This is a genomic window from Nostoc sp. CCY 9925, from assembly GCF_963920935.1.
Lineage (GTDB): Bacteria > Cyanobacteriota > Cyanobacteriia > Cyanobacteriales > Nostocaceae > Nostoc.
Map to the genome: position 1 here is coordinate 39,913 of NZ_CAWUDO010000040.1, position 20,271 is coordinate 60,183.

The 20,271-nt window shown below is 41.2% G+C and carries 16 protein-coding genes; 3 read left to right on the forward strand and 13 right to left on the reverse strand.

The window, feature by feature from the left end; translation table 11 throughout:
• Positions 1 to 9: 9 nt before the first annotated feature.
• Together ACM0OY_RS20335 and ACM0OY_RS20340 are read right to left on the reverse strand one after the other, a co-directional pair.
• Positions 10 to 753 (reverse strand): tetratricopeptide repeat protein, encoded by a 744-nt coding sequence (locus ACM0OY_RS20335; protein WP_414570662.1) that lies wholly within the window; start codon positions 751 to 753, stop codon positions 10 to 12.
• A 323-nt stretch (positions 754 to 1,076) separates the two neighbouring features.
• Positions 1,077 to 1,214 carry a hypothetical protein gene (locus tag ACM0OY_RS20340; protein ID WP_414570663.1) on the reverse strand — a complete coding sequence of 46 codons (138 nt, stop codon included), beginning with the start codon at positions 1,212 to 1,214 and terminating at the stop codon, positions 1,077 to 1,079.
• A 293-nt stretch (positions 1,215 to 1,507) separates the two neighbouring features.
• Here ACM0OY_RS20340 and ACM0OY_RS20345 point away from each other — a divergent pair, with 293 nt between their 5' ends.
• On the forward strand, positions 1,508 to 3,439 hold the full coding sequence (locus ACM0OY_RS20345) for a pentapeptide repeat-containing protein (protein WP_414570664.1): 1,932 nt from the start codon (positions 1,508 to 1,510) through the stop codon (positions 3,437 to 3,439).
• A gap of 251 nt (positions 3,440 to 3,690) precedes the next feature.
• Here ACM0OY_RS20345 and ACM0OY_RS20350 read toward each other — a convergent pair whose 3' ends face one another.
• The 10 genes from ACM0OY_RS20350 to ACM0OY_RS20395 all read right to left on the reverse strand — a co-directional run bounded on the left by ACM0OY_RS20350 (position 3,691) and on the right by ACM0OY_RS20395 (position 14,912).
• Complete coding sequence (locus ACM0OY_RS20350) at positions 3,691 to 5,481, reverse strand: diguanylate cyclase domain-containing protein (protein WP_414570665.1); 1,791 nt, start codon at positions 5,479 to 5,481, stop codon at positions 3,691 to 3,693.
• Positions 5,482 to 5,490: 9 nt separating this feature from the next.
• A complete protein-coding gene (locus ACM0OY_RS20355; RefSeq protein ID WP_414570666.1) occupies positions 5,491 to 6,471 on the reverse strand; it encodes an ABC transporter substrate-binding protein in 981 nt (326 codons plus the stop codon).
• 276 nt (positions 6,472 to 6,747) lie between these two features.
• The gene (gene crtO / locus ACM0OY_RS20360; RefSeq protein WP_414570667.1) at positions 6,748 to 8,442 is read right to left on the reverse strand and encodes a beta-carotene ketolase CrtO; all 1,695 of its coding nucleotides are present in this window, start codon (positions 8,440 to 8,442) and stop codon (positions 6,748 to 6,750) included.
• 105 nt (positions 8,443 to 8,547) lie between these two features.
• A complete protein-coding gene (locus tag ACM0OY_RS20365) occupies positions 8,548 to 9,303 on the reverse strand; it encodes a DUF2993 domain-containing protein (RefSeq protein ID WP_414570668.1) in 756 nt (251 codons plus the stop codon).
• Positions 9,304 to 9,573: 270 nt separating this feature from the next.
• Positions 9,574 to 10,836, reverse strand: coding sequence for a ribulose bisphosphate carboxylase small subunit (locus ACM0OY_RS20370; RefSeq protein ID WP_414570669.1), 1,263 nt, complete (start codon positions 10,834 to 10,836; stop codon positions 9,574 to 9,576).
• A 239-nt stretch (positions 10,837 to 11,075) separates the two neighbouring features.
• Positions 11,076 to 11,768, reverse strand: coding sequence for a Uma2 family endonuclease (locus ACM0OY_RS20375; protein ID WP_414570670.1), 693 nt, complete (start codon positions 11,766 to 11,768; stop codon positions 11,076 to 11,078).
• Between the two features lie 45 nt (positions 11,769 to 11,813).
• On the reverse strand, positions 11,814 to 12,440 hold the full coding sequence (locus ACM0OY_RS20380; RefSeq protein WP_414570671.1) for a GDSL-type esterase/lipase family protein: 627 nt from the start codon (positions 12,438 to 12,440) through the stop codon (positions 11,814 to 11,816).
• 121 nt (positions 12,441 to 12,561) lie between these two features.
• Positions 12,562 to 12,891: a ribulose bisphosphate carboxylase small subunit gene (locus tag ACM0OY_RS20385; RefSeq protein WP_073640462.1), complete on the reverse strand. Its 330-nt coding sequence runs from the start codon at positions 12,889 to 12,891 to the stop codon at positions 12,562 to 12,564.
• A 72-nt stretch (positions 12,892 to 12,963) separates the two neighbouring features.
• Positions 12,964 to 13,362 carry a RuBisCO chaperone RbcX gene (gene rcbX / locus ACM0OY_RS20390; RefSeq protein WP_414570672.1) on the reverse strand — a complete coding sequence of 133 codons (399 nt, stop codon included), beginning with the start codon at positions 13,360 to 13,362 and terminating at the stop codon, positions 12,964 to 12,966.
• Between the two features lie 119 nt (positions 13,363 to 13,481).
• Positions 13,482 to 14,912, reverse strand: coding sequence for a form I ribulose bisphosphate carboxylase large subunit (locus ACM0OY_RS20395; protein ID WP_414570673.1), 1,431 nt, complete (start codon positions 14,910 to 14,912; stop codon positions 13,482 to 13,484).
• Between the two features lie 843 nt (positions 14,913 to 15,755).
• Here ACM0OY_RS20395 and ACM0OY_RS20400 point away from each other — a divergent pair.
• Both ACM0OY_RS20400 and panB read left to right on the forward strand, forming a co-directional pair.
• On the forward strand, positions 15,756 to 16,862 hold the full coding sequence (locus ACM0OY_RS20400; protein WP_414570674.1) for a two-component regulator propeller domain-containing protein: 1,107 nt from the start codon (positions 15,756 to 15,758) through the stop codon (positions 16,860 to 16,862).
• Positions 16,863 to 17,018: 156 nt separating this feature from the next.
• Entirely contained in the window at positions 17,019 to 17,789 is a 771-nt protein-coding gene (gene panB / locus ACM0OY_RS20405) for a 3-methyl-2-oxobutanoate hydroxymethyltransferase (protein WP_414570675.1), read from the forward strand.
• 1,149 nt (positions 17,790 to 18,938) lie between these two features.
• Here the strand turns inward: panB and ACM0OY_RS20410 are convergent.
• Entirely contained in the window at positions 18,939 to 20,231 is a 1,293-nt protein-coding gene (locus ACM0OY_RS20410) for a dicarboxylate/amino acid:cation symporter (RefSeq protein ID WP_414570676.1), read from the reverse strand.
• Positions 20,232 to 20,271 lie beyond the last annotated feature (40 nt).

Consider the following 20,271-nt stretch of genomic DNA (forward strand, 5'->3'; position numbering starts at 1 on the left):
AATGCTCGTCTATTGAAGTAATTCCTGAAACCGCTTTTGATGACGCACTTTGCTAAAGTCTGGGTCAGTTTTAGCTAACTTTTTGTACTTTCCAGGAACAAGTTGAATCGCTCGATCTAGGTTTTCAATTGCTAATTCTACATTGCCCTGTAAAGCATAAGAACAAGCTTTATTGTAATACGCTTGGTGCAAATCTTTTTTGATGCCGATCGCTTTATTATAAGATGCGATCGCTTCTTGATAGCGTTGCAACTTTGTTAAAGCAATGCCCCGGTTAGTTAAAGCCTCATACTTGTTAGGTTTGATGGCGATCGCTCGATCGTAAGATACAAGAGCGTCCTTGTAGCGTTGGAGGGATGTTAAGGCTATACCACGGTTATACCAGGCTTCATCCTTGTCAGGCTTAATGGCGATCGCTCGATCGTAAGATACAAGAGCGTCTTTATAGCGTTGGAGGGATGTTAAAGCTATGCCACGGTTGATCCAAGCTTCAGCAATCTCAGCTTTCATGGCGATCGCTTTGTCGTATGCTTTGATTGCATCTTTATAACGTTGTTTATCTAATAATTTATTGCCTTGTTCAAAGAACACTTCTGATTCTTGGCTAGCATTCGCTTCTATAAAAAGCTGGGTTACATTATTTTCCTGTACAACTTGTGTGGTATTTTCTATTGATGAGTTTGCCCCATCACTACAGCCAAAGGCAAAGAAATTTATCAAGATAGATGCAACAAACCCGTATCTAAAAACCATGTTTTATCTACAGAACTTATAATTCCGTTGTTCAAATTTGTTATTTTTTGAATCTTATCAAAGTTTAGTAGTTTTTACTCATTCATCTTGTAATTTTCTCAAAAAAAGACTTTACTGAAATTTTATATAGGAATCATATTTGATTTCTGAAAATATTTCAGTAGTGTTATGCCGTAAGCTAACGCACCATCCGAATATTCTGGTGCGTTACGGAAGCCGTAACACACCCTACATATACTTAGATTTTTTCATAAATCAAATACTAGTCCTATAATTGTTTTTTTTATGTTAATTATAGCGCATAATAACATATTAAATATACTTCAAGCAGTTGCTTTGTTTAGAGCCTCTTGAGCTAAAAAACGGTAATTTGTGTTGCTATCTAGATAGCGATCGTACTTGTTTGCTAATTTTGGTTTTGATGAATCAGGGTGCGATCGTACTAGTTTTTCATCAGACATGCTCTAAGAGGTTGTTGTCAAAAGGAGAACACTGTGGAAATTTCGTCAGTTAGGCGGACACAGGGAACTAAGCTGTATGCCAAATACATGGCAAGCGGGACACGTTGTCAAATTTTATAAACTTACTTCTTCTAGTGAGTCTGTACCCATAACCTCGCCCTTAAAGAATCAAAGCTCCCGTCTGATAATGGTTCGACCATTTTAGGGAATTTGACGATTTGAATCTGGAAAATGAGACCTTTACTGTGTAGGGATTATATGTCAACAAAGAAACTACTACAAAAGGGGAAGGTATGAGGAATTACACCAATTCTATATCTCGTTCCGTTAGACAAACTCCTATTTTTACAGTATTGATAGTAATAGTGGTTATCTTTGGTGCATGTAGTATTATTAATCCTACATTCTTTTCAAGCTTTTCAAAAAAGTTATCTAATTTTTCGATAGATAAAAGCTCAACAAATGTTGTCGAAAAAACAAAAGACAACATCATTACTAAGATTACTGTTACCAATAACAAGGTAACATTGTGGGATGTTGTAACTGTAATACCTGTTCCAGTTATATTATTATATTTTGGCTGTCAGTTTCCGAACTGGCAAAAAAAAGCTGATAAAAAAAGGGATGCGGATAAACAGCGTGAAGATGCTCTGCAAGGTTACTTTGACAAATTCTCCCAACTACTGATTGACAAAAAATTAAAAAAGTTAATGAACTCTTCTTCTCAAGCAGAGGGAGATATAGATCCAGACGCTGCACTAGATGTAATTAAAGCAAAAACATTATCTCTCGTAAGAATGTTTGAGAATGACGAAAACAACATTGATATTACACGTAAAGCAAGTATTTTATCTTTCTTAGGTGATGCTGATCTTTTAAACAAATTGGATTTTGACCTGACTAGTATACGTTTCCAAGGTACTAACTTCAAAGGGGCTAAATTCGAGAATATCGACTTCAGCAGAGTTGATTTCAGTCGAGTAGATCTGACAAAGGCAAACCTGTGTGGGACACGCTTCAACAAGGCTAACCTCTGCAACGCAAATCTCAGCGAGGCTAACCTCCGCAAAGCTACCCTTCGTAAGATCAACATTGTTCTCCGCCCAGGTCAAGAATTTAGCAAAAAAATACTCCAGAAAGCTCAAGCCAGCTCTACCTCCTTTAAAAAAGCCAACCTGCGTGATGCCGACCTGAGCGAAGCGAACCTCCGTAAAGCCGACTTTACAGGAGCTAACCTCTGCAATGCAAATCTCAGTGGGGCTAATATCAAAGGCGCTATATTTAAGGATGCAATCTATAACAATAACACCATATTTAAGGATGCAATCTATAACAACAACACCATATTCCCCGACCGAGAAAGTGAATTGCGGTTTTATAATGTAGTAATTAAATCTCTGATGTTTCTGCTAAATACCAATTCTCTAGCTAGTATTTTATTTTTACTCAAGTTACCCAAGCCTGATATAGTGCGTTTAATTAATAAAATGCATTTAATTGAGCCTGACGGGAATCTCTGCAATGCTAACCTCCGCAATGCCGACCTTAGTGATGTCAATCTCACCAATGCTAACCTCAGCGGAGCTAACCTCAGCGGAGCTAACCTTACTGAAGCCAATCTTACTGAGGCTAAACTTATTGACGCCGACCTTCGTGGGGTCAAATTAATCAAAACTAAACTTTGTGTAGCGACGCTTGATAAAGCCATCCTCACCAATGCTGACCTCAGTGGTGCTGACCTCCGCTATGCCACTTTTACCGAAGCCGCCCTTAATGGTGCAACCTTTATCAAGGCTAACCTTAATGGTGCAACCTTTATGAAAGCTAACCTCTATGATGCCAACCTCAGTGGTGCAGACCTCAGTGGTGCAGACCTCAGGAAAGCCAACCTCAGGAAAGCCAACCTCAGTGGTGCAGACCTCAGCAAAGCCGATCTCCGTGAAGCTGACCTCTATGGTGCCGACCTCAGTGGCGCCAAGCTCAGCAACGCCAAACTCGATGATGCTAAATTCAGTGATACTGACCTCAGTGGTGCTGATATTAGTGATGTCAATTTTACTAAAGTAGACCTATGTAATACCACCCGCTGCCATATCAATCTCAATGATATTATCAAAGATGCTTACCATTGCCATACCACTCTGCCTAATAATGAAATCAGAAATCGTGATTGCGACGAAGAATTTCAAGAGTGGAAAGAACAACAATGGCAGTCAAAGAAATAGTCTAGGCTAGTTCAAAATTAAAGTTTGTAAGAGAGTGGCGGGTTTAAATTTGCCACTTTTTAGTTTTGATTGTCGAAATTTCTGATTTATGTGAATTCTTTTTCAATGGCGATGGCTACGCCCGCCGCAGGCATCGCGCTTTTTTTATACAGCATCAATAAAAACAGTCTAAAAAATTAAGTCAAGCTTCAGCCAAAGCAATTAAGTAATCTAGATGGTGCAGTATGAACATATAATTAACTAATGGAGACTTACGTTAAATGAATACAATAGCGATCGCGACCCTGTTGTTTGGCATTGTACAGTGCTTTATCGGCTGAAGCGATGAGTGTATCTGGCTTGATATCGCAAGTGGGTATGATACAAGTAATACCCAAACTAACTGTGACGATATCCTTGATATCAGACTGTGTATGGGGAATAGCCCGAAGGTAAATTCCTTGCTGAATATTTTGTGCTACTATGATCGCTCCTACTAAGTCAGTATTAGGGAGGAGTACCGAAAACTCTTCTCCTCCGTAACGCGCTACTAGATCAGCAGGACGATGAATTATCTGTTGCACTGTTTGTGCTATTGTGATTAAACAATCATCGCCTCCAAGATGACCATAGTAGTCGTTGTAAGATTTGAATTTATCAACATCGAATAAAATCAGTGACAGGGGTTGTTGTTCTCGTGCAAGGCGTTTCCATTCTGCTTGCAGTCGTTCATTGAAGCACCGACGGTTAGCTACCTGAGTCAAACCATCTAGATTTACTAATTGTTCTAGTTTCTGATTTACATCTTCCGCTTTTTCTTTAGCAATTACTAACTCTGCTGTTCTCTCTTGTACCCGTTGTTCCAAAGTTTCTAAAGATGTTTGTAACTGAAGTGCCATGTTGTTAAACGATTTTGCTAGTTGACCTATTTCATCTTTTGAGCTAATTTTGGCGCGAATATCTAAGTTACCTGCGGTAAACTGGAAAACTATATTGGTAAGGTAAATTATTGGCATTGTTAGCAGTTGCCCAATGGCAAAAGCGATGATTGTCACTAGTGAAGCGATAATTGCAAATAGAAACATTGTGTCACGAATTTGCTTTTCTACAGGTGCTAGGGCAACAGCAAGAGGCTGTGCGAACAACACAGACCAAGGTTTATATTTTAAACGAGCGATCGCAATCAGATTAACCTGATTACCTGTTGCTGACAAAGATGTAATTAAATATGGCTGTTTATTATCTAATGCTTGCTTAAGTTGGGACTCATTAGTTGCCAATTCTTTGAGAGGAGAATTAAGTAAACGCCCTTTCCTTTGTAATTGAGTTAGAACATTTAAAGGCAGAGGTACAATTAATTTAAAAAGCAGTTTTGGTGCAATGCTATGTGCCAAATAAATATTATTTTCATCTAAAAGAATAGCAAAGGATTTTGCCCCAGCCCGTTCAGTTTCTCGAGTTACTAACTGCTGAACAACAGTGGCATTATATGAAACACGCAATACACCTAATAGATCTCCCTTGGCATTGCGAACTGGACTGCTAAAAAAGAGGTTAACAAGGTCAGGAATTGTCGGCGATCGCTTCATGCTAGAAACGAATGACAACCCAGTTTGCAATGGTTTTTTAAAATAATTTTCAACTGATTCATCTTTGCCAATATTCGATGTCTGTGTATCCAATACATTTTTCCCGTTTAAGTCGAGCAAAGAGTATGAGAGAATATTGAGCATATCTTTGCGACTGAGACGAATTAATGTTTCTGTCGCCAATTGCATTTCGGGGGTGTCATCTCGCTGTTTTGAAGTTAGGCTGAGGTAGCGTGCCAAACCTGGTAAAAACGCCTCTACGCGCACAGCATTGAGATTTCCATCAATAAAGGCATCTATTCTATTAGCGGTTTCGTTAGCTGCCGCAGATAGGGCTTGCCGGGCGTTGTCAGTTAGTGCTTTTTCAGTTGTCTGTTTGTTGATAACTGCCAATAACAGCAACGGAATCAAAGCAACAATCAGAAACGAGGCGATCAACTTTGTCCGAATGCTGCCCAAAAAAGTCTGCTGCATGGCTTTAAACTAGGAGGGAGAGTTCAAGAAGGAAGAATTGAACAAACTTTTTAACTCAGGAATACGCGTCACATTTCCAGAGCGAATAAAAAAGTCTGCATATATCTTGGCAGTTTTGTAGATGGATTTAGGGTTGCTAGATTGAAATAATTTTTGATTTTCAGCTAAATCAGTGAGGTTTACTCCCTCCAGAGAGATTGTATTGCTAGGAATTTTTAAAGCTTTGCTAACGATTGCGTTTCCTTCCTGGACATTTGCTTTCCAGTAGGCCGCGGCTTGTAGCCATCCTCGCACAAATGCACGAATGTCTTCTGGGCGATCGCGGATTGTATCATTGCGAAAGATAATCATATCTAAAATCAAGCCAGGGGTTTGTTTGCTGGTAAATAGGATATGTCCCCCTGATTTAATAGCTTCAGAAAGATGGGGTTGCCAAGTGTGTCCGGCTTGAATAACATTATTTTTCAGGCCTTGAGGAATTTCTAAAGCCTCTAATTTAACCAATTTCACATCATCACTGGTTAAATTGGCAGTTTTTAACATCTCAGTCGCGAAAACTTCGCTAAAACCGCCTAGATTTGCGCCCAGTTTTTTCCCTTGCAAGTCAGTGACGGTTTTAATTTGTGGTTGGGCGACTACTACATCTGCTCCTGTTGATTCATCTATAATTAGCACGCCTTGTATATCAGGATTTGTGGCACTCAATATTATAAAACTTCCCAAGGACGCTGTAATACCATCATACTTACCCGCACTGAAATTTGCTCTTTCCAATTGGGTGTATCGTTTATAAATTAGTTCCACATCTACCCCTTGGGCTTTGAAGAATCCTTTTTCTTGAGCAATGATACCTGGATACTCCCCAACAAAAGATGCAAATATCACTTTCAAGGGAGGGCGTTTTAATTCAGTCGGTGCCCAAGCATGACAAGCAAATAGCAAACAGGTGGTAATGAGAAAAATACTAAAGCATCTGAGTAGTTTAAACATAGAATATTTGATATTTATTAATCACTCTTGATGAAATATTCAATTAAATTAACTCTATGAAGATGCACCTAACTATTTTGGTATATAGCCAATTATCTTGATAAAACCTCAGCGTACTTTTGCGTTATCCTCAGCGTACCTATGCGTTGAAAAAATATAATATTTGGCACACCTTCATCAATAAAAGGCGAGTGAGGAAACAGAAAATAAAATTCCCCCAGATCCAGAAAAAATCTGAGGGTAAGTGTGATTATACTATTGGATCTACATTGCGATTTAAATAATCCCAAATACTGACTCGACAGTGGACTTAATCGAATCTCTTGCATCCTTCAAAGTTTGACTGATGGGATGCTTTGCCTGTAAAAACGCGCGGGCACAATTGCGTCCCGGCATTCCAGAAATGGAACCGCCTGGATGAGTTCCTGCACCAGTGAGAAATAAGTTGTCAATTGGGGTTTTGTAATTCGCTATCTCTGGCAAGGGACGGAAAAATACCATTTGATCTAAGGTCATATCAACATGGTAATAATTCCCTTTGTATGCGCCTAATCTTTCTCCGAGTTCTGCTGGACTTTCTACACGACGGGCGATAGTTGCATTTTTCACATTGGGTGCGTAATTAGCCAATTTATCAACCACCCTGTCTGCAACTTGGTTTTTCAATTCATCTGTCCAACCAGTGCCTTTCAAACCTGTACCTTCTGCACCCGCAATTTGATAAGGGGCAAAAAACTCAATCCACACAGTATGCTTGCCTGGTGGTGCCAATGTGGGGTCTAAGTAGCTAGGCATCACCACATACATTGATGGGTCAGCATCGGGAATTTCTCCCAAGGTACATTTACTATGAGCCTGTTCTACATGAGCTACAGAATCTGCAATTAAGATAGATCCAACAAGGTATTCGTCTTTGTGTTCGTGGTGGGGAAAGTGCAGTGGTTCGTTCAAAGCCAAATCGATCTTGAGGATAGTTTCGTTGTTGTTAACGATGCGGCGTTCTAATCTTTCCCATAAGTCAGGATCGACTCCATCAATTTCGCTTTTATCAGTCATTTGTAAGAACAAGCGCTTAGCGTCAATATTAGAAATTACCCCATGTTTGGCACGATATTCTTTACCACCAGCGACTCGCACACCCACAGCTTTGCCATCATCAATTAAAACTTTTTCTACATGCTGGTCTGTGAGAATAACGCCACCCTTACTTTTGACTAAATTCACCAAAGCTTGCACAAGTGCGCCAGTCCCGCCGCGAGGTCTTGCCATGCCTGGATTATGACGCATTGCCATCATAATTGCACCAATGGCAAGGGTTTTTTGTGATGGCGGCGCACCAAGTTCTGATGCTAGCCTTGCTAGTGGCGCTTTGAGAAATTCTGAATCAAACCACTCGTTAAGTAAATCCTCACCGCTGGTTAACATGGTGCGAATAAAGTCCAGCGTTTTGTTTGGCGAACCAATGACAGAAAATAAATCTTTCAGTTTTGTAATGTCGTAGTTACCCAGGATGTCAATAATTGACTTCGGCGGTGCATTAAACATGGGAATCATTGCACCCAAAGCCCTTTGCCAAAAATCAACAAATTCTGCGTATTTTTTGGCATCGCGATCGCTATAACGAGCGATTTCTGCACAAGTCTTTTCTACCGACTTATGTCCTAAGAAATATTTGCCATCAGGATGAGGACAGAAAACAACTGGATCGCACTCTAAATAATGCAAACCATATTTTTCTAATTCTAGTTCTTCAACTACTGGCCCTAAGTGAATAAACTCATGGTCAATGGCGCATAAGTTAAATTTAAATCCAGGAGCTTCTTGTGGTAAACACTCTTCAGTTGTTGCTGCACCGCCTGGAACGGAACGCTTTTCTAGTAAAAGGACACTATAACCGGCTTTCAATAAATAAGCGGCACAAACTAGCCCATTGTGTCCAGCACCAATCAGTACAACATCATACTCTTGCATAGTTGTTACTTTGAAATTAAGTAGCTTTATTAAGCTTAAAAAACTTTTGGGAAATTTAAATCACCCATCAGTAACAAAAATTATCTTTAATTAGTGTCAATCCTACTAAAGAGGTACTACATCTGATGAGGGTATTTGCTTTACCTGAGCTTCTATCAGAAGTATTAAATTACCAATTTCTACATCTAAATCTTTGATATGAAATACGATATCGTCCCATTTAAAATATGGTATACTCATCAATTCTTTGGCTTTGTGCATTAATGCTGTAATTAATTCTATTGAAACACCTTCTCCCTCAGTACAGTTAAAACTCTCCAACATTGCGGGTTGGGAATGTTTGCGTGGACGAGCGATCGCACTATAAGCTAAAGGCCGAGTATTTCCCTTTTCCTTTAACAACACTTTTCCTCTAAATTCTATTTTGCCAGCAGCAGGTAAAAATACCTGAATTTGTTGCGGCTCAAAACTGACAATTTCGCCATCTACATCTAACTCAAAGTTTGGCATCTGCTTGCCAATAAAGTCTGACGACAAAGCGCGGTTCATATCTGCTTCTGTCAGTGTAATCTTAGCAATGGTATTTACTGGGCGATCGAGTTTAATTTCGCCGAAAATAGCACTTAAGGGATTGATGGCAATACCATCTGTTTGCAGTTTGATTTCCTGTACGCGAATGTCTTTTTGAATAACTAATCCTTCACCTGCAAACGAAACCCCATCTGCTTGTCCCTGAACTATTTTTAACAGATCGGTTTTTACATCTATTTCTATTTGTTGTATTTCATCGAGATTTTCTGATATCCTTCTTTCAGCTTCTTGGGATAATAATTTTTCCTCCAATCTATGCTCATCAGACATGAATTCTAATCTCCTAAATATCCTCTTATTTTTTACTGTAAAGGCTGGATACTCAAGAGCGAATCTATATTGCGATATATGCAAGTTGGAGGAATGAGTAATCAAATAAAAAGGCGTTGCTGATTTCGGATATATCCTACATTCAGGAGGTTGGCAAGCAAGAAATAAATGACTACTACTTGTGGGGTGGATGTCTCATGCCCACAACTCAAAGCGGACAAGATGTTAACCACACAACAAAAGTTGGATGTTTTTTTCTTTGGAAATCCCTTAATTTTTACCATTCGGCCGCTGAATAATTGTCTCTAAAACTCGCCGCTTGGCTTTTGGATCGATCGCTACTAAGCGCACATATTCATTGCTATATTCTGCTAGAGATGATTCCAAATTTGATATTGCATCCGATTCGGCATCAATGTGGCTGTTAACACAACTTTGCCAAGAACCTGTACGGAAGCGACGCTCATCTACGTGTTCAATACTAATTTTGTAACCTTGAGACAATATTTCGCGGATTTGTGCTTGTGTTTCCAAGCTCAAATGTGGACTCGATGCTCCTTTTTTCGGGAATCCATTTGTAGTTGCGCCATTAGTTGACGGTTGAGTAGTTGGTGTTACAACAGGCGGTGGTGCTGGTTGATAATTTCTACCTCGATTCAGTCGGTTATACTCATCAACTAATTGAGAATTTTCCACTCGTTTTTGTTCGCCAACCATCAAATGACCAGACTCGATTAAGTGAGACAGCCTGAAATCTGGTTTTTTAAATTCTGGTGGTCCTTCAGTGCTGTTAACCACACGTAATGATACACGTTCAAAACCGATTTGATGAATGAAGTTGCGGATTTGTTCGTCATAAATGCGCGATCGCAACGCACTAAAAAAGTCAATGGATTGATTGGCAAAAGTATCAACTAGCTGTTCAATTTCCCGCTGGGAAAGTCCATCCGGTTCAAAAATTCCCTTGACAATTCCCACTTTATCGTCTCGGTCTGGTTCCCAATAAAATTTATCCATCCGTCCATCCCGAATTAAGGGTGCATACAGGGTGGAAAAATCATTGCCTGTGACAATAATCGGTACGCGATGTAAAGGCGTAGAATCATAGCTTCCAGGCAACTGCACATCTGTGGGATTATCGGCAATATTCATCAGTGTGGCATTCACCAACTGCGTGTTTACAGTATATTGAGTGCCTTCATCGAAGCGTCCAGCACCGGCATCTAAATCGTTAATCATCAGCACGCACATTTTACCGCGTACTTTGATCAGTTCTGCTGTTTCTCGATAGCGCAGCCGAATCAACCGTGCTGGATCTCCTGCATCTGGACTTTCCAATTCGCCGCCGGATATGTGAGTCACCTCGATACCCATTTTCTCGAAGACTAACTCGCATTGAAAAGACTTACCTTCACCTTTACGTCCATGAATACCCAAAATGATGGGTACTCTGACACCAGGAAGCTTCAAGAAATTTTTGGTGATGTGGACAGCAAGTTTGTCCAAAAATCGCGGAGCAATGTAGTAACCCATGAACCTATCTTATAAACAGTTAGCCCTTCTAAAGTTAATGTTAAGTTTTTTTTGGGTATAGCGATCGCTTTTCGTTGATTATTGATGGCGATCGGTTTTTTCACACAATTTGAAACACAGAGGTAGGTTTTATCTCTGTAACCGCAAATTCTATTCCCTTAGTATGATTTTTAATATAATTACAAACCCACGGAGGTAGGTTTTGTCTCTATAGCCACGAATTCCATTAGCCAGGGTTTCTATGCTAAACTTTGCACAAACTCTGCATGTTCTTCACTACTCAGTCCTTGTTGCAATATTGCTAAAACCTTTGTCATTTCCCCTGTACAGAGTGCCTGTACGTCCAACCATAAGCCAGGAAAAATACGACTTTTAATTACATTATTTATGTCTGGTTCTAGTGATATGTACTCACCATTTTCTAGACAGAACCAATCTAATTGATTTTCTAAAATTCGCCAAACAATATATTCTTTAACACCGTTGCGACGGTAAACTTTTTTCTTATCATGTAAATCATTAGCAGCACTGCTAGCTGCTACTTCAGCAATTAATTCTGGCGCACCTTCAATATAATCATCATTACTAATACGTGCTTGTCCGCCCAACTTTTCATCAATCAACAATACAACATCAGGCTGAGGTTCATTGTCTAAATCTAAACGCACTGTGACGTTATCACCCAACTCAACCCCAGGAGTGGCAACTTTATAAGTTCCTAACCAGATGATTAAATCTCCATGTGGTTTTCCATGACTATTAAAACGCAAAGGTGATGCCACGTATACAATTCCTTCTATTAATTCTGCTTTTTTAACATGAGGCATTGCTGAGTATCGACGCTCAAATTCGTGGCGAGAGAGTCTGTCTCCACTTTCTAACGGCGGAATGCGGATACTTTTATCGAAGTTTTGTTCTATCGATGCTGCCATGAGCAGGTTCCTCAAATGAGTGTTGCTGCATTTAGTATAGGAAATTTAACTTAAAGGAAACCAATTTAACCAAGCGTCCCAATTTTCTACGATTTTGGCAAATTCTGTATAACCTCCTGCTCTAGGATGAGCGCCATCATTAGCTCTTGCTTCATCTATCCAAATATTGGATTTTTCCAGAACTGGAAACACATCTAAATAAGGCACATTTAACTCTTGACAAATTAAAGCTAAATTTTGGGTTAAATCGTTGTTTCTTTGCCTTCTTTCAAGGTCTTCTTGTTCTGCGTATGGTGCTGGGCCAATCATTAAAACAGGATATAACTGTTGCGCTTTACTTAAAATTTCCTCGGCATTTTTGAGTGAATCTGCTAAATATACACGAGTTTTACCGTTTTCTACTGTTGTGTCATTTAATCCCAAAGAAAAAACAACTCTGCCATCATATTCTTTTGGTAAACGAAGTGATACTTCTTGTAACCAACGCTTTGCTATATCGCTACTCGTATCACGCCTAATTCCTAAATTATAGTAAGTTATGTCATAACCTTTTTCATTAGCGTTAGCACATACTCTCCCCGTCCAACCCAGACATTCAGGGTCGCCAGTACCGTTAACAAAGGAGTCACCAACAAAACAAATTCTGACTTCACGTAGCTGTGCTGAATTCATTAAATAAATATTTATGGAATTTAAAGTTTTACATACAAAAAAACAAGAGAGGCAATTAATTTTACCTCTCTTAATAAATCAACTTCAAAGGTATCAGGCTTTAGCTTTTACCTTTTAGTTTTTAGTATCTGCTGGGTTTGTGAACGATAAAGCTGAGAATTTGGCACTGCTTGATGTTGTCAAAACCCACAACGCGGATGTAGTTGTTGGAATACTGAGAACGGCAAGATTGAACTTCGTTCAACACTTCTTGAGTAGATTTAGCGCCGAACAAAGGCAGCTTCCACAGTGTCCAGTATAATTCTGTTGGCTCAGAGGTTTCGTTGAATTCAACCGCTGGAATGTAACCTTGATTCAAGATGTACTGGATCTGCTTGGCAATTTGAGCATCAGACAGAGGAGGCAGATAAGAAAGGGTTTCGTAACGACGCTCTTTTGGTAGAGTTTGCATAGCTTTAGTATTAAAGGATTGCGGTTGAGTTGACTTGTCAGTTATCAGTCAGCAGTTATCATTGCTGACTATTCACTGTTCATTATTTGGGTCTGAGGTTGTTTGCTGCTCTGGGTACAGACTGGGGTTCGATGTATCTATTTGTGTGATGCGTTCTAGATGCTGGCGACGTTGTTCCATGTTGGCTTGCTGAATGCCAGTGCGAACCATTTCCGGTAAGAAATCTGTGACTTCTTCGGCAATATGTTCTCTAACAGTCATAATCCGCAATGCCAAATCTGGCTTTTCTCGAAATAGTTGTTTGATGTAAGTTTCTCCATCTTGGACTTTATCGGCAGAAAAGTTATGCAGCCAAAGTGCTAACGGAGGATTAGTTTCGTCCAGCTGTGCCAATACTGTCCTTAGCGCCTGATATGTCAGGTAGCTTTGGAGAGTTTTGGATGTGTCCTTCGCAATTTGCTTGAGATTCATGCTTGACCCCAGCCCTTAACAGTTATGAGTTATGAGTTATGAGTTATGAGTTAATGTAACTCTTAACTCTTGTAGAGACGCGATTAGTCGCGTCTCTACTTCTAACTCCTAACTTTGGATCAGACGGTATCCATAGCTTCAAACTCAAACTTGATTTCTTTCCACAGTTCGCAAGCAACGGCTAATTCAGGAGACCACTTAGCAGCTTCACGGATAATGTCATTACCTTCACGAGCCAAGTTGCGACCTTCGTTACGAGCTTGAACGCAAGCTTCTAAAGCAACGCGGTTAGCTGTAGCACCAGGAGCATTACCCCAAGGGTGACCGAGAGTACCACCACCGAATTGCAGTACGGAGTCATCTCCAAAGATTTCTACGAGTGCAGGCATGTGCCAAATGTGAATACCACCAGAAGCAACTGCCATTACACCAGGTAGAGAAGCCCAGTCTTGGGTAAAGTAGATACCACGAGACTTGTCTTGCTCAATGTAGTTTTCACGCAATAGGTCAACGAAGCCCATTGTGATGCCACGTTCACCTTCCAACTTACCAACTACGGTGCCGGTGTGGATGTGGTCACCACCAGACAAGCGCAGGGCTTTGGCTAATACACGGAAGTGAATACCGTGGTTCTTTTGACGGTCGATAACAGCGTGCATAGCGCGGTGGATGTGCAACAGAATACCGTTGTCACGGCACCAACGAGCCAATGTGGTGTTAGCGGTGAAACCTGCTGTCAGGTAGTCATGCATGATGATGGGCTGTTTGAGTTCTTTAGCGTACTCAGCCCGTTGCAACATTTGTTCACAGGTGGGAGCGGTGACGTTTAGGTAGTGACCTTTGATTTCACCGGTTTCTGCTTGGGCTTTGGCAATAGCTTCAGATACGAACAAGAAGCGATCGCGCCATCTTTGGAATGGTGCTGAGTTGATGTTTTCGTCGTCTTTGGTGAAGTCCAAACCACCGCGTAAGCACTCATATACAGCGCGTCCGTAGTTCTTAGCAGACAAACCCAATTTGGGTTTGATGGTACAACCCAACAAAGGACGACCGTATTTGTTTAATTTGTCACGCTCAACTTGGATACCGTGAGGAGGACCTTGGAAGGTCTTGATGTAAGCTACTGGAAAGCGGATGTCTTCCAAACGCAGTGCCCGCAAGGCTTTAAAACCAAATACGTTACCTACAATCGAGGTCAATACGTTGGTTACAGAACCTTCTTCAAACAGATCCAAAGGATAGGCAACATAGCAAATAAACTGGTTGTCTTCGCCGGGAACTGGTTCGATGTCATAGCAACGACCTTTGTAGCGATCGAGGTCGGTGAGCAAGTCAGTCCACACGGTTGTCCAAGTACCAGTGGAAGACTCAGCCGCTACAGCCGCACCTGCTTCTTCGGGAGGAACTCCGGGCTGGGGCGTAACACGGAATGCTGCTAGAAGATCTGTATCTTTAGGTGTGTAATCGGGGGTGTAATAAGTTAGTCTGTAATCCTTAACCCCGGCTTGATACCCAGATTTGCTCTGAGTCTTCGTTTGAGCGTAAGACATATTTTATCCTTCCCAGAAGTCACTCTTTTTACTTATCAAATCACGTACTGTGCAACTTTCCCACACCCCGCTCTTTCCCCCTTTGAGCGGGGAGAAGATCGGGAAAAATTTTTGTTAGGGGTTGCTTTTGGCAGAGGTTAGCAGTTTTTTTTTGCGGCGGACACTTTGGTAGCGGTGGTAACCCTCCTCACCAGTGTTCTCCCCTTCTAGGGGCACACGACCTAGCGCTTCTACTGTTTCCTCTTCCTATACATCAAAATTCTTTTTTATCTGTTTCTCGCACCCGACTAAACCTTCTCAATTTCACCAAAACTTCCGCACTTTGCGGGCAGCATTTAGATAATTCCCCCACAAACTGGGGTATTCAGGCGATTGGGCTGGCTGGCACACATTCGGGCCTCCACACTCCTTTTATCTTCCCATTGATTGGGAAAGATACCAGAAAAGAATTTGCTTGACAGAGATTTAGCAGAGTGGTAAGTGAAAGATAAAAAATTGCACACCACGTAATTTGTAACTTGTTTCACAATATATCAAGAATTCGATAAGTTATTCTTTGAAAGTTTTTAACTTATTTATTTAAATTTGTTATTACATAAAGATTTAAACATTTTGTTAAGAAAGATTTACAAAATGTCATTAATAGTGTCTGGGGAATGGGGCATTGGGATGAGGGGGACAACAGAGACAAGGAGAATAACTTCGAGCATCAACAGTCAACAGTCAACAGTCAACACTCTCTGTTTGCCCCATACCCAATGCCCCATGCCCAATTTTCAATGTTTAAAAAATCCAAGTGAGGGGAACACTGAAGTTAACCAAAAGCCTGTTTAGACAACGGCTATGGGTAGTGTCTCCAAAGGAAATGTCATCGTGGTATTGTTTTGCAAGCGTACTAGTTTATTGATTTCTTCTATCTTGCTGGGGTTAATAACTCTGCCGAGTATCGCATGGGCACAAAAAACTCCTGACATTAATTCATCCGATCTAGCTCCTGCTTACCCATCTTCACCGCCGCCTCCGCGAGTAGATCCTTTACCCGATGAACGGGGAGTGCAAGAAAATTCTTCAGAAACCGATTATCGTGTAGGCAACTTACTGGCAGATGTTACAGGTAATCTTTGGGTAGGTTCTTGGCGAGGACTATCGCGGATCGATCCGAAAACTGGCAAGATTGTTTCTCGTGTTACCTTACCGAATATTGCCATTGGTGCTTTAGCCCAAGACAAAGTAGGACGCTTGTGGGTGGGAAGTTATGGCGGACTGATGCGAGTAGATCCCCGCACGAGCGAAATTACCGCGCAGAATTTATTTTTGCCTTCTAGACGGGTATTGTCGCTGTTAGTTGACAAGCGCGGCTATTTGTGGGCTGGAACTGATAGTGGTTTAGCCCTAATTAGTCCCGACCAAGGTTTGATTATGACAACATTAAAAAATCTGCCTGGTGTCAGCGCCAACACCCTGACCTTAGATGCTGAAGGTCACCTGTGGGTTGGCACTCTTGATGGAGTAGTGCGGGTTAATACTGCTAGTGCTGCAATTATGAAGCGAATCGCAGATTTACCGGGAACCACCGTTCAAGCCTTAGCTATCAGTCCAGAAGGGTTGATTTGGGCGGGAATGCCGAATAATTTGCTAGTCATTAATCCAAAAACTGGGGCAGTGTTGCGGTCTGTAACGCGATTACGTGGGCGTAACGTCACAGCAGTACGTTTTGCTAAAGATGGTAGTGTCTGGGTCGGTACTCACGATGGTTTGTTACGATTAAATCCAAATACAGGAGCTGTGTTAGACGCTGAAGTTGCTGGACTTCCTTCTAGTCGGATTCTTGCCCTTGCACCTGACATCGGCAACAAATTGTGGATCGGTACTAGTGAAGGTCTAGCTTGGTTAATGCCGAAAATGTCCAGTGCAAAACCCCATATTGCCTTCAGTCGCGCCGTAAAGTGATTAGTTATTTGTCCTTTGTCCTCTGTCTTTAGTAAATGACAAATGACTAATGACCAATGACAAAGCGCAAAGTCTGAGCGGAGGTTTCCTCCGATCAGAACTTTGTAAGAGAGGACAAAAAATCCAAAATCCAAAATCTAAAATCCAAAATTGGCAATGGCAATTACTACCCAGCAATTAATTCAATGGAAACAACAGGGACGTTCAATTGTGGCGTTGACCGCCTGGGATTATGCGATCGCCCAACTCCTCGACGCAGCTGGTGTAGACTTAATCCTCGTGGGTGACTCGATGGCAGTAGTTCTAGGCTACCAAACAACTCTGCCAATAACTTTAGATGAAATGATCTACCACGCCAAAGCTGTACGTCGAGGAGTTAAACGCGCTTTTTTACTGGTTGATTTACCGTTTTTGAGCTACCAGGAAAGCATCCAACAAGCGATACATTCAGCGGGTAGGGTTTTGAAAGAAACCGGAGCGCAAGGTGTGAAGTTAGAGGGTGGTTATCCAGAAATGGTGGAAACTGTGGCTCGTTTGGTGCAAGCCGGAATTCCAGTTATGGGTCATGTCGGTTTGACGCCCCAATCAGTACATCAACTTGGTTTACGACAACAGGGTAAAACCGAAGAAGCGAGTCAGAGAATTTTAAATGAAGCGATCGCCCTCGAACAAGCCGGTGCTTTTGCTATGTTGTTAGAGCATATACCCGCAGATTTGGCAATGCAAATTACACAAAAACTTACCATTCCCACAATTGGTATTGGTGCAGGGCCTCACTGTGATGGCCAAGTTTTAGTTACCTCAGATATACTTGGTCTTGCGGAAAAGAGTCCACCATTTGCCAAAATTTACACAAATTTACGGGAGATGATTACTAAAGCTGTGCAAGATTATGCTTTAGAAGTGCGAGAACGGAAGTTTCCTTAAGTGATACCTTCTCTGCGAGACGCTACGCGAATGCCAAATCAAAAAATACCTCGATTGACTGAATTTTGACGCCTTGGCAGTACGTCTCCTGCTTTGCTCTTTAATTCTGTTTTAGTAAAAGTCAAAGCCTCTAACCTGGTAAGCTATTTATTAGTCAAATGTTTCTTAACAATTTTGAAAACATTGTTTGACAAGTATATTCAACACTCAGTCCCAATAACCGCGTAGTAATAAATTACTAGGCTAATAGGTAAGCTCGACTTTATCCAAAATTAAGAACGTTGGATATCTTGATACAGCAAAACCCTAGCTTTTTGGCAAAAACTTTTTCCATGTCACTGATTCTCAGTGCAAACAAAAAAAGTAAAACTAGCGTCTCATAAAGCTTCCACGGTTAGCTTGAGCCTTGCCAAAAAATGGATAAAGTGGAGCTAAAGTGTACTGAAGTAAACTAAAGATTTTTGGGGATATTCTTAGTCATGTCCAGATAAATTTTGCTATTAGCAAGAAACTTCAGTTCCTTGTGGAACATCACTATTAGATTAAGTTTATACACATGAGCAATGCGCTTTACCCCTAGAATGTCGCTATATCTACCATCAAAAAAGTTGTGTAATTAATTTTGTCCAACTACTTAATAAGTTTAAAAACAACGCTATAAATTTACCTAAAACTTGAGTTATTGCTCTCAGTAATGTTAAGAAAAATTACGGAAATCGATAGCCAATGAAGAAGATATTCACAGAGAGGTTTTTCACAAAAAATCAAAAGTCAGGTCGAATTTAAGTATTAAAGCGTAGACAACATCATCCACCTGCGGAATTTCCGCAATTGCCACCAAGACAATTGTAGAAACCCAGTGTAGCCTTTAACTAGAAAAACAGTATCACGCAGTTACTAAACAACAGGTCAACTATTCCCACTAAACTTTTTAATATTTGTAGTTCTTATGGCTCCAAAAGACATCAAAATTAAATTTCCTCTTTGGCAATATCTGAACCAACCCTTATTTAGTCCGGATAGTAAATTAGTATTGAATCCCCATCACTTCGCATTGATTTGGCGTCTTCAACTTCTAGAACGCTGCTGGACTAAAGAATGTGACGCTAAAGGGCCTCAACAGCATTAGCTACGTCAAAAGCTTGCAAACTAAGCCTCGTCTAGAGTACGGGGCTTTTTGCCGTCCAGTAAAGTACTAACAGTCATGTCTCCCATGACATTAATCGCAGTGCGGCAGCGATCCAAAAACCAGTCTACAGTCACTAGCAAAGCTATGTACTGGGTAGGTAAACCTACAGAAGTAAACACCAGTGTCATTGTTACTAGTCCAGCATTGGGAATATTTGCTGCACCTACAGATGCAAAAATTGAAGTCAGTATGACTATTACTTGCTGTCCCAAACTCAGATGTTGCCCAATTAGTTGGGAAATATACAATGCAGACATGGCTTCATAAAGGGCAGTACCGTCATTGTTGAAATTTGCTCCTACTAATGCTCCCAAGGCAGCAGAGGATTCCCTTAAACCGACTTTTGTTTGCAAAACCTCGAAGGTTACGGGCATTGCCGCCGCAGAGGAAGAAGTTGAGAAAGCTGTCAAAAAGGCATCAGAACCGCCAGCTAGAAACTTTAGGGGGTGTACCCAAGAACCGAATTTGACTCTGGTGAGGTAGTAACACGCTTGTAATGATAGTGCTACCAGCACTGCCACGATGAATGCGCCCAAAGATTGAAAGGGGGCAAAACCTTCTTTAGCAACAGTTTTAGCCACAATCCCAAAGACTGCAAACGGCACTAAGGCAATTACCCAATTGAGGATGCGGACTACCGCTTCAAACAAAATCCCGATGACATCTTCAATGGGTTGGTATGCGTGCTTATCTTGGGCAATTTGTTCGGATTTTAATCCCCGCAGGACAATGCCAAAACTTAGGGCAATGACAATCAGTTGAATGACATTATTATCAACCAGTGGCTTGAGGACTGCTTCTGGTACAGCATCTTTGAGCAGTCCCCAAGGGTCTAAACTTTGACCTGTTATTTGTGTACTTGTCGAGGTGACTACATTGCCCCAGGTTCCCGGACGCAGAACGTTTGCTACAAAAAGTCCTACTAAGATGGCTACGGTAGTATTGGTTAAAAGTAGTACAAATAACCGCCGTCCGGCTGTACCAGGGATATTGGTAGTCATCAAAGTATGCAGCACCGCTACTAAAATCAGGGGCGTAGCTAAGGCACGGAGAGCCTTTAGCACCAACTCGGCCGGAATTGCTAAATTGTTAATTAGGGCGGCGTTGCTGGGGCTGGGATTTCCTGCACCAAGGGCAATTCCGACGGTGACGGCGGCTACTAGGGCGATAACAATTTGTAACGTCAGAGGAATACGCTGCCACCAAGGCCTAGCTTTGGTTTTAGGCGAAGTAGTACTGTCTGGATAACTCATTGGTTAGATGCGGATAAACTGCTGTAACTATTAAAACAAC

Excerpts from the sequence above, each read along its gene's own strand:
- ACM0OY_RS20335 (WP_414570662.1), bottom strand. The coding sequence starts at position 753 with ATGGTTTTTAGATACGGGTTTGTTGCATCTATCTTGATAAATTTCTTT.
- ACM0OY_RS20340 (WP_414570663.1), bottom strand. The coding sequence starts at position 1,214 with ATGTCTGATGAAAAACTAGTACGATCGCACCCTGATTCATCAAAACCA.
- ACM0OY_RS20345 (WP_414570664.1), top strand. The coding sequence starts at position 1,508 with ATGAGGAATTACACCAATTCTATATCTCGTTCCGTTAGACAAACTCCT.
- ACM0OY_RS20350 (WP_414570665.1), bottom strand. The coding sequence starts at position 5,481 with ATGCAGCAGACTTTTTTGGGCAGCATTCGGACAAAGTTGATCGCCTCG.
- ACM0OY_RS20355 (WP_414570666.1), bottom strand. The coding sequence starts at position 6,471 with ATGTTTAAACTACTCAGATGCTTTAGTATTTTTCTCATTACCACCTGT.
- crtO (WP_414570667.1), bottom strand. The coding sequence starts at position 8,442 with ATGCAAGAGTATGATGTTGTACTGATTGGTGCTGGACACAATGGGCTA.
- ACM0OY_RS20365 (WP_414570668.1), bottom strand. The coding sequence starts at position 9,303 with ATGTCTGATGAGCATAGATTGGAGGAAAAATTATTATCCCAAGAAGCT.
- ACM0OY_RS20370 (WP_414570669.1), bottom strand. The coding sequence starts at position 10,836 with ATGGGTTACTACATTGCTCCGCGATTTTTGGACAAACTTGCTGTCCAC.
- ACM0OY_RS20375 (WP_414570670.1), bottom strand. The coding sequence starts at position 11,768 with ATGGCAGCATCGATAGAACAAAACTTCGATAAAAGTATCCGCATTCCG.
- ACM0OY_RS20380 (WP_414570671.1), bottom strand. The coding sequence starts at position 12,440 with ATGAATTCAGCACAGCTACGTGAAGTCAGAATTTGTTTTGTTGGTGAC.
- ACM0OY_RS20385 (WP_073640462.1), bottom strand. The coding sequence starts at position 12,891 with ATGCAAACTCTACCAAAAGAGCGTCGTTACGAAACCCTTTCTTATCTG.
- rcbX (WP_414570672.1), bottom strand. The coding sequence starts at position 13,362 with ATGAATCTCAAGCAAATTGCGAAGGACACATCCAAAACTCTCCAAAGC.
- ACM0OY_RS20395 (WP_414570673.1), bottom strand. The coding sequence starts at position 14,912 with ATGTCTTACGCTCAAACGAAGACTCAGAGCAAATCTGGGTATCAAGCC.
- ACM0OY_RS20400 (WP_414570674.1), top strand. The coding sequence starts at position 15,756 with ATGGGTAGTGTCTCCAAAGGAAATGTCATCGTGGTATTGTTTTGCAAG.
- panB (WP_414570675.1), top strand. The coding sequence starts at position 17,019 with ATGGCAATTACTACCCAGCAATTAATTCAATGGAAACAACAGGGACGT.
- ACM0OY_RS20410 (WP_414570676.1), bottom strand. The coding sequence starts at position 20,231 with ATGAGTTATCCAGACAGTACTACTTCGCCTAAAACCAAAGCTAGGCCT.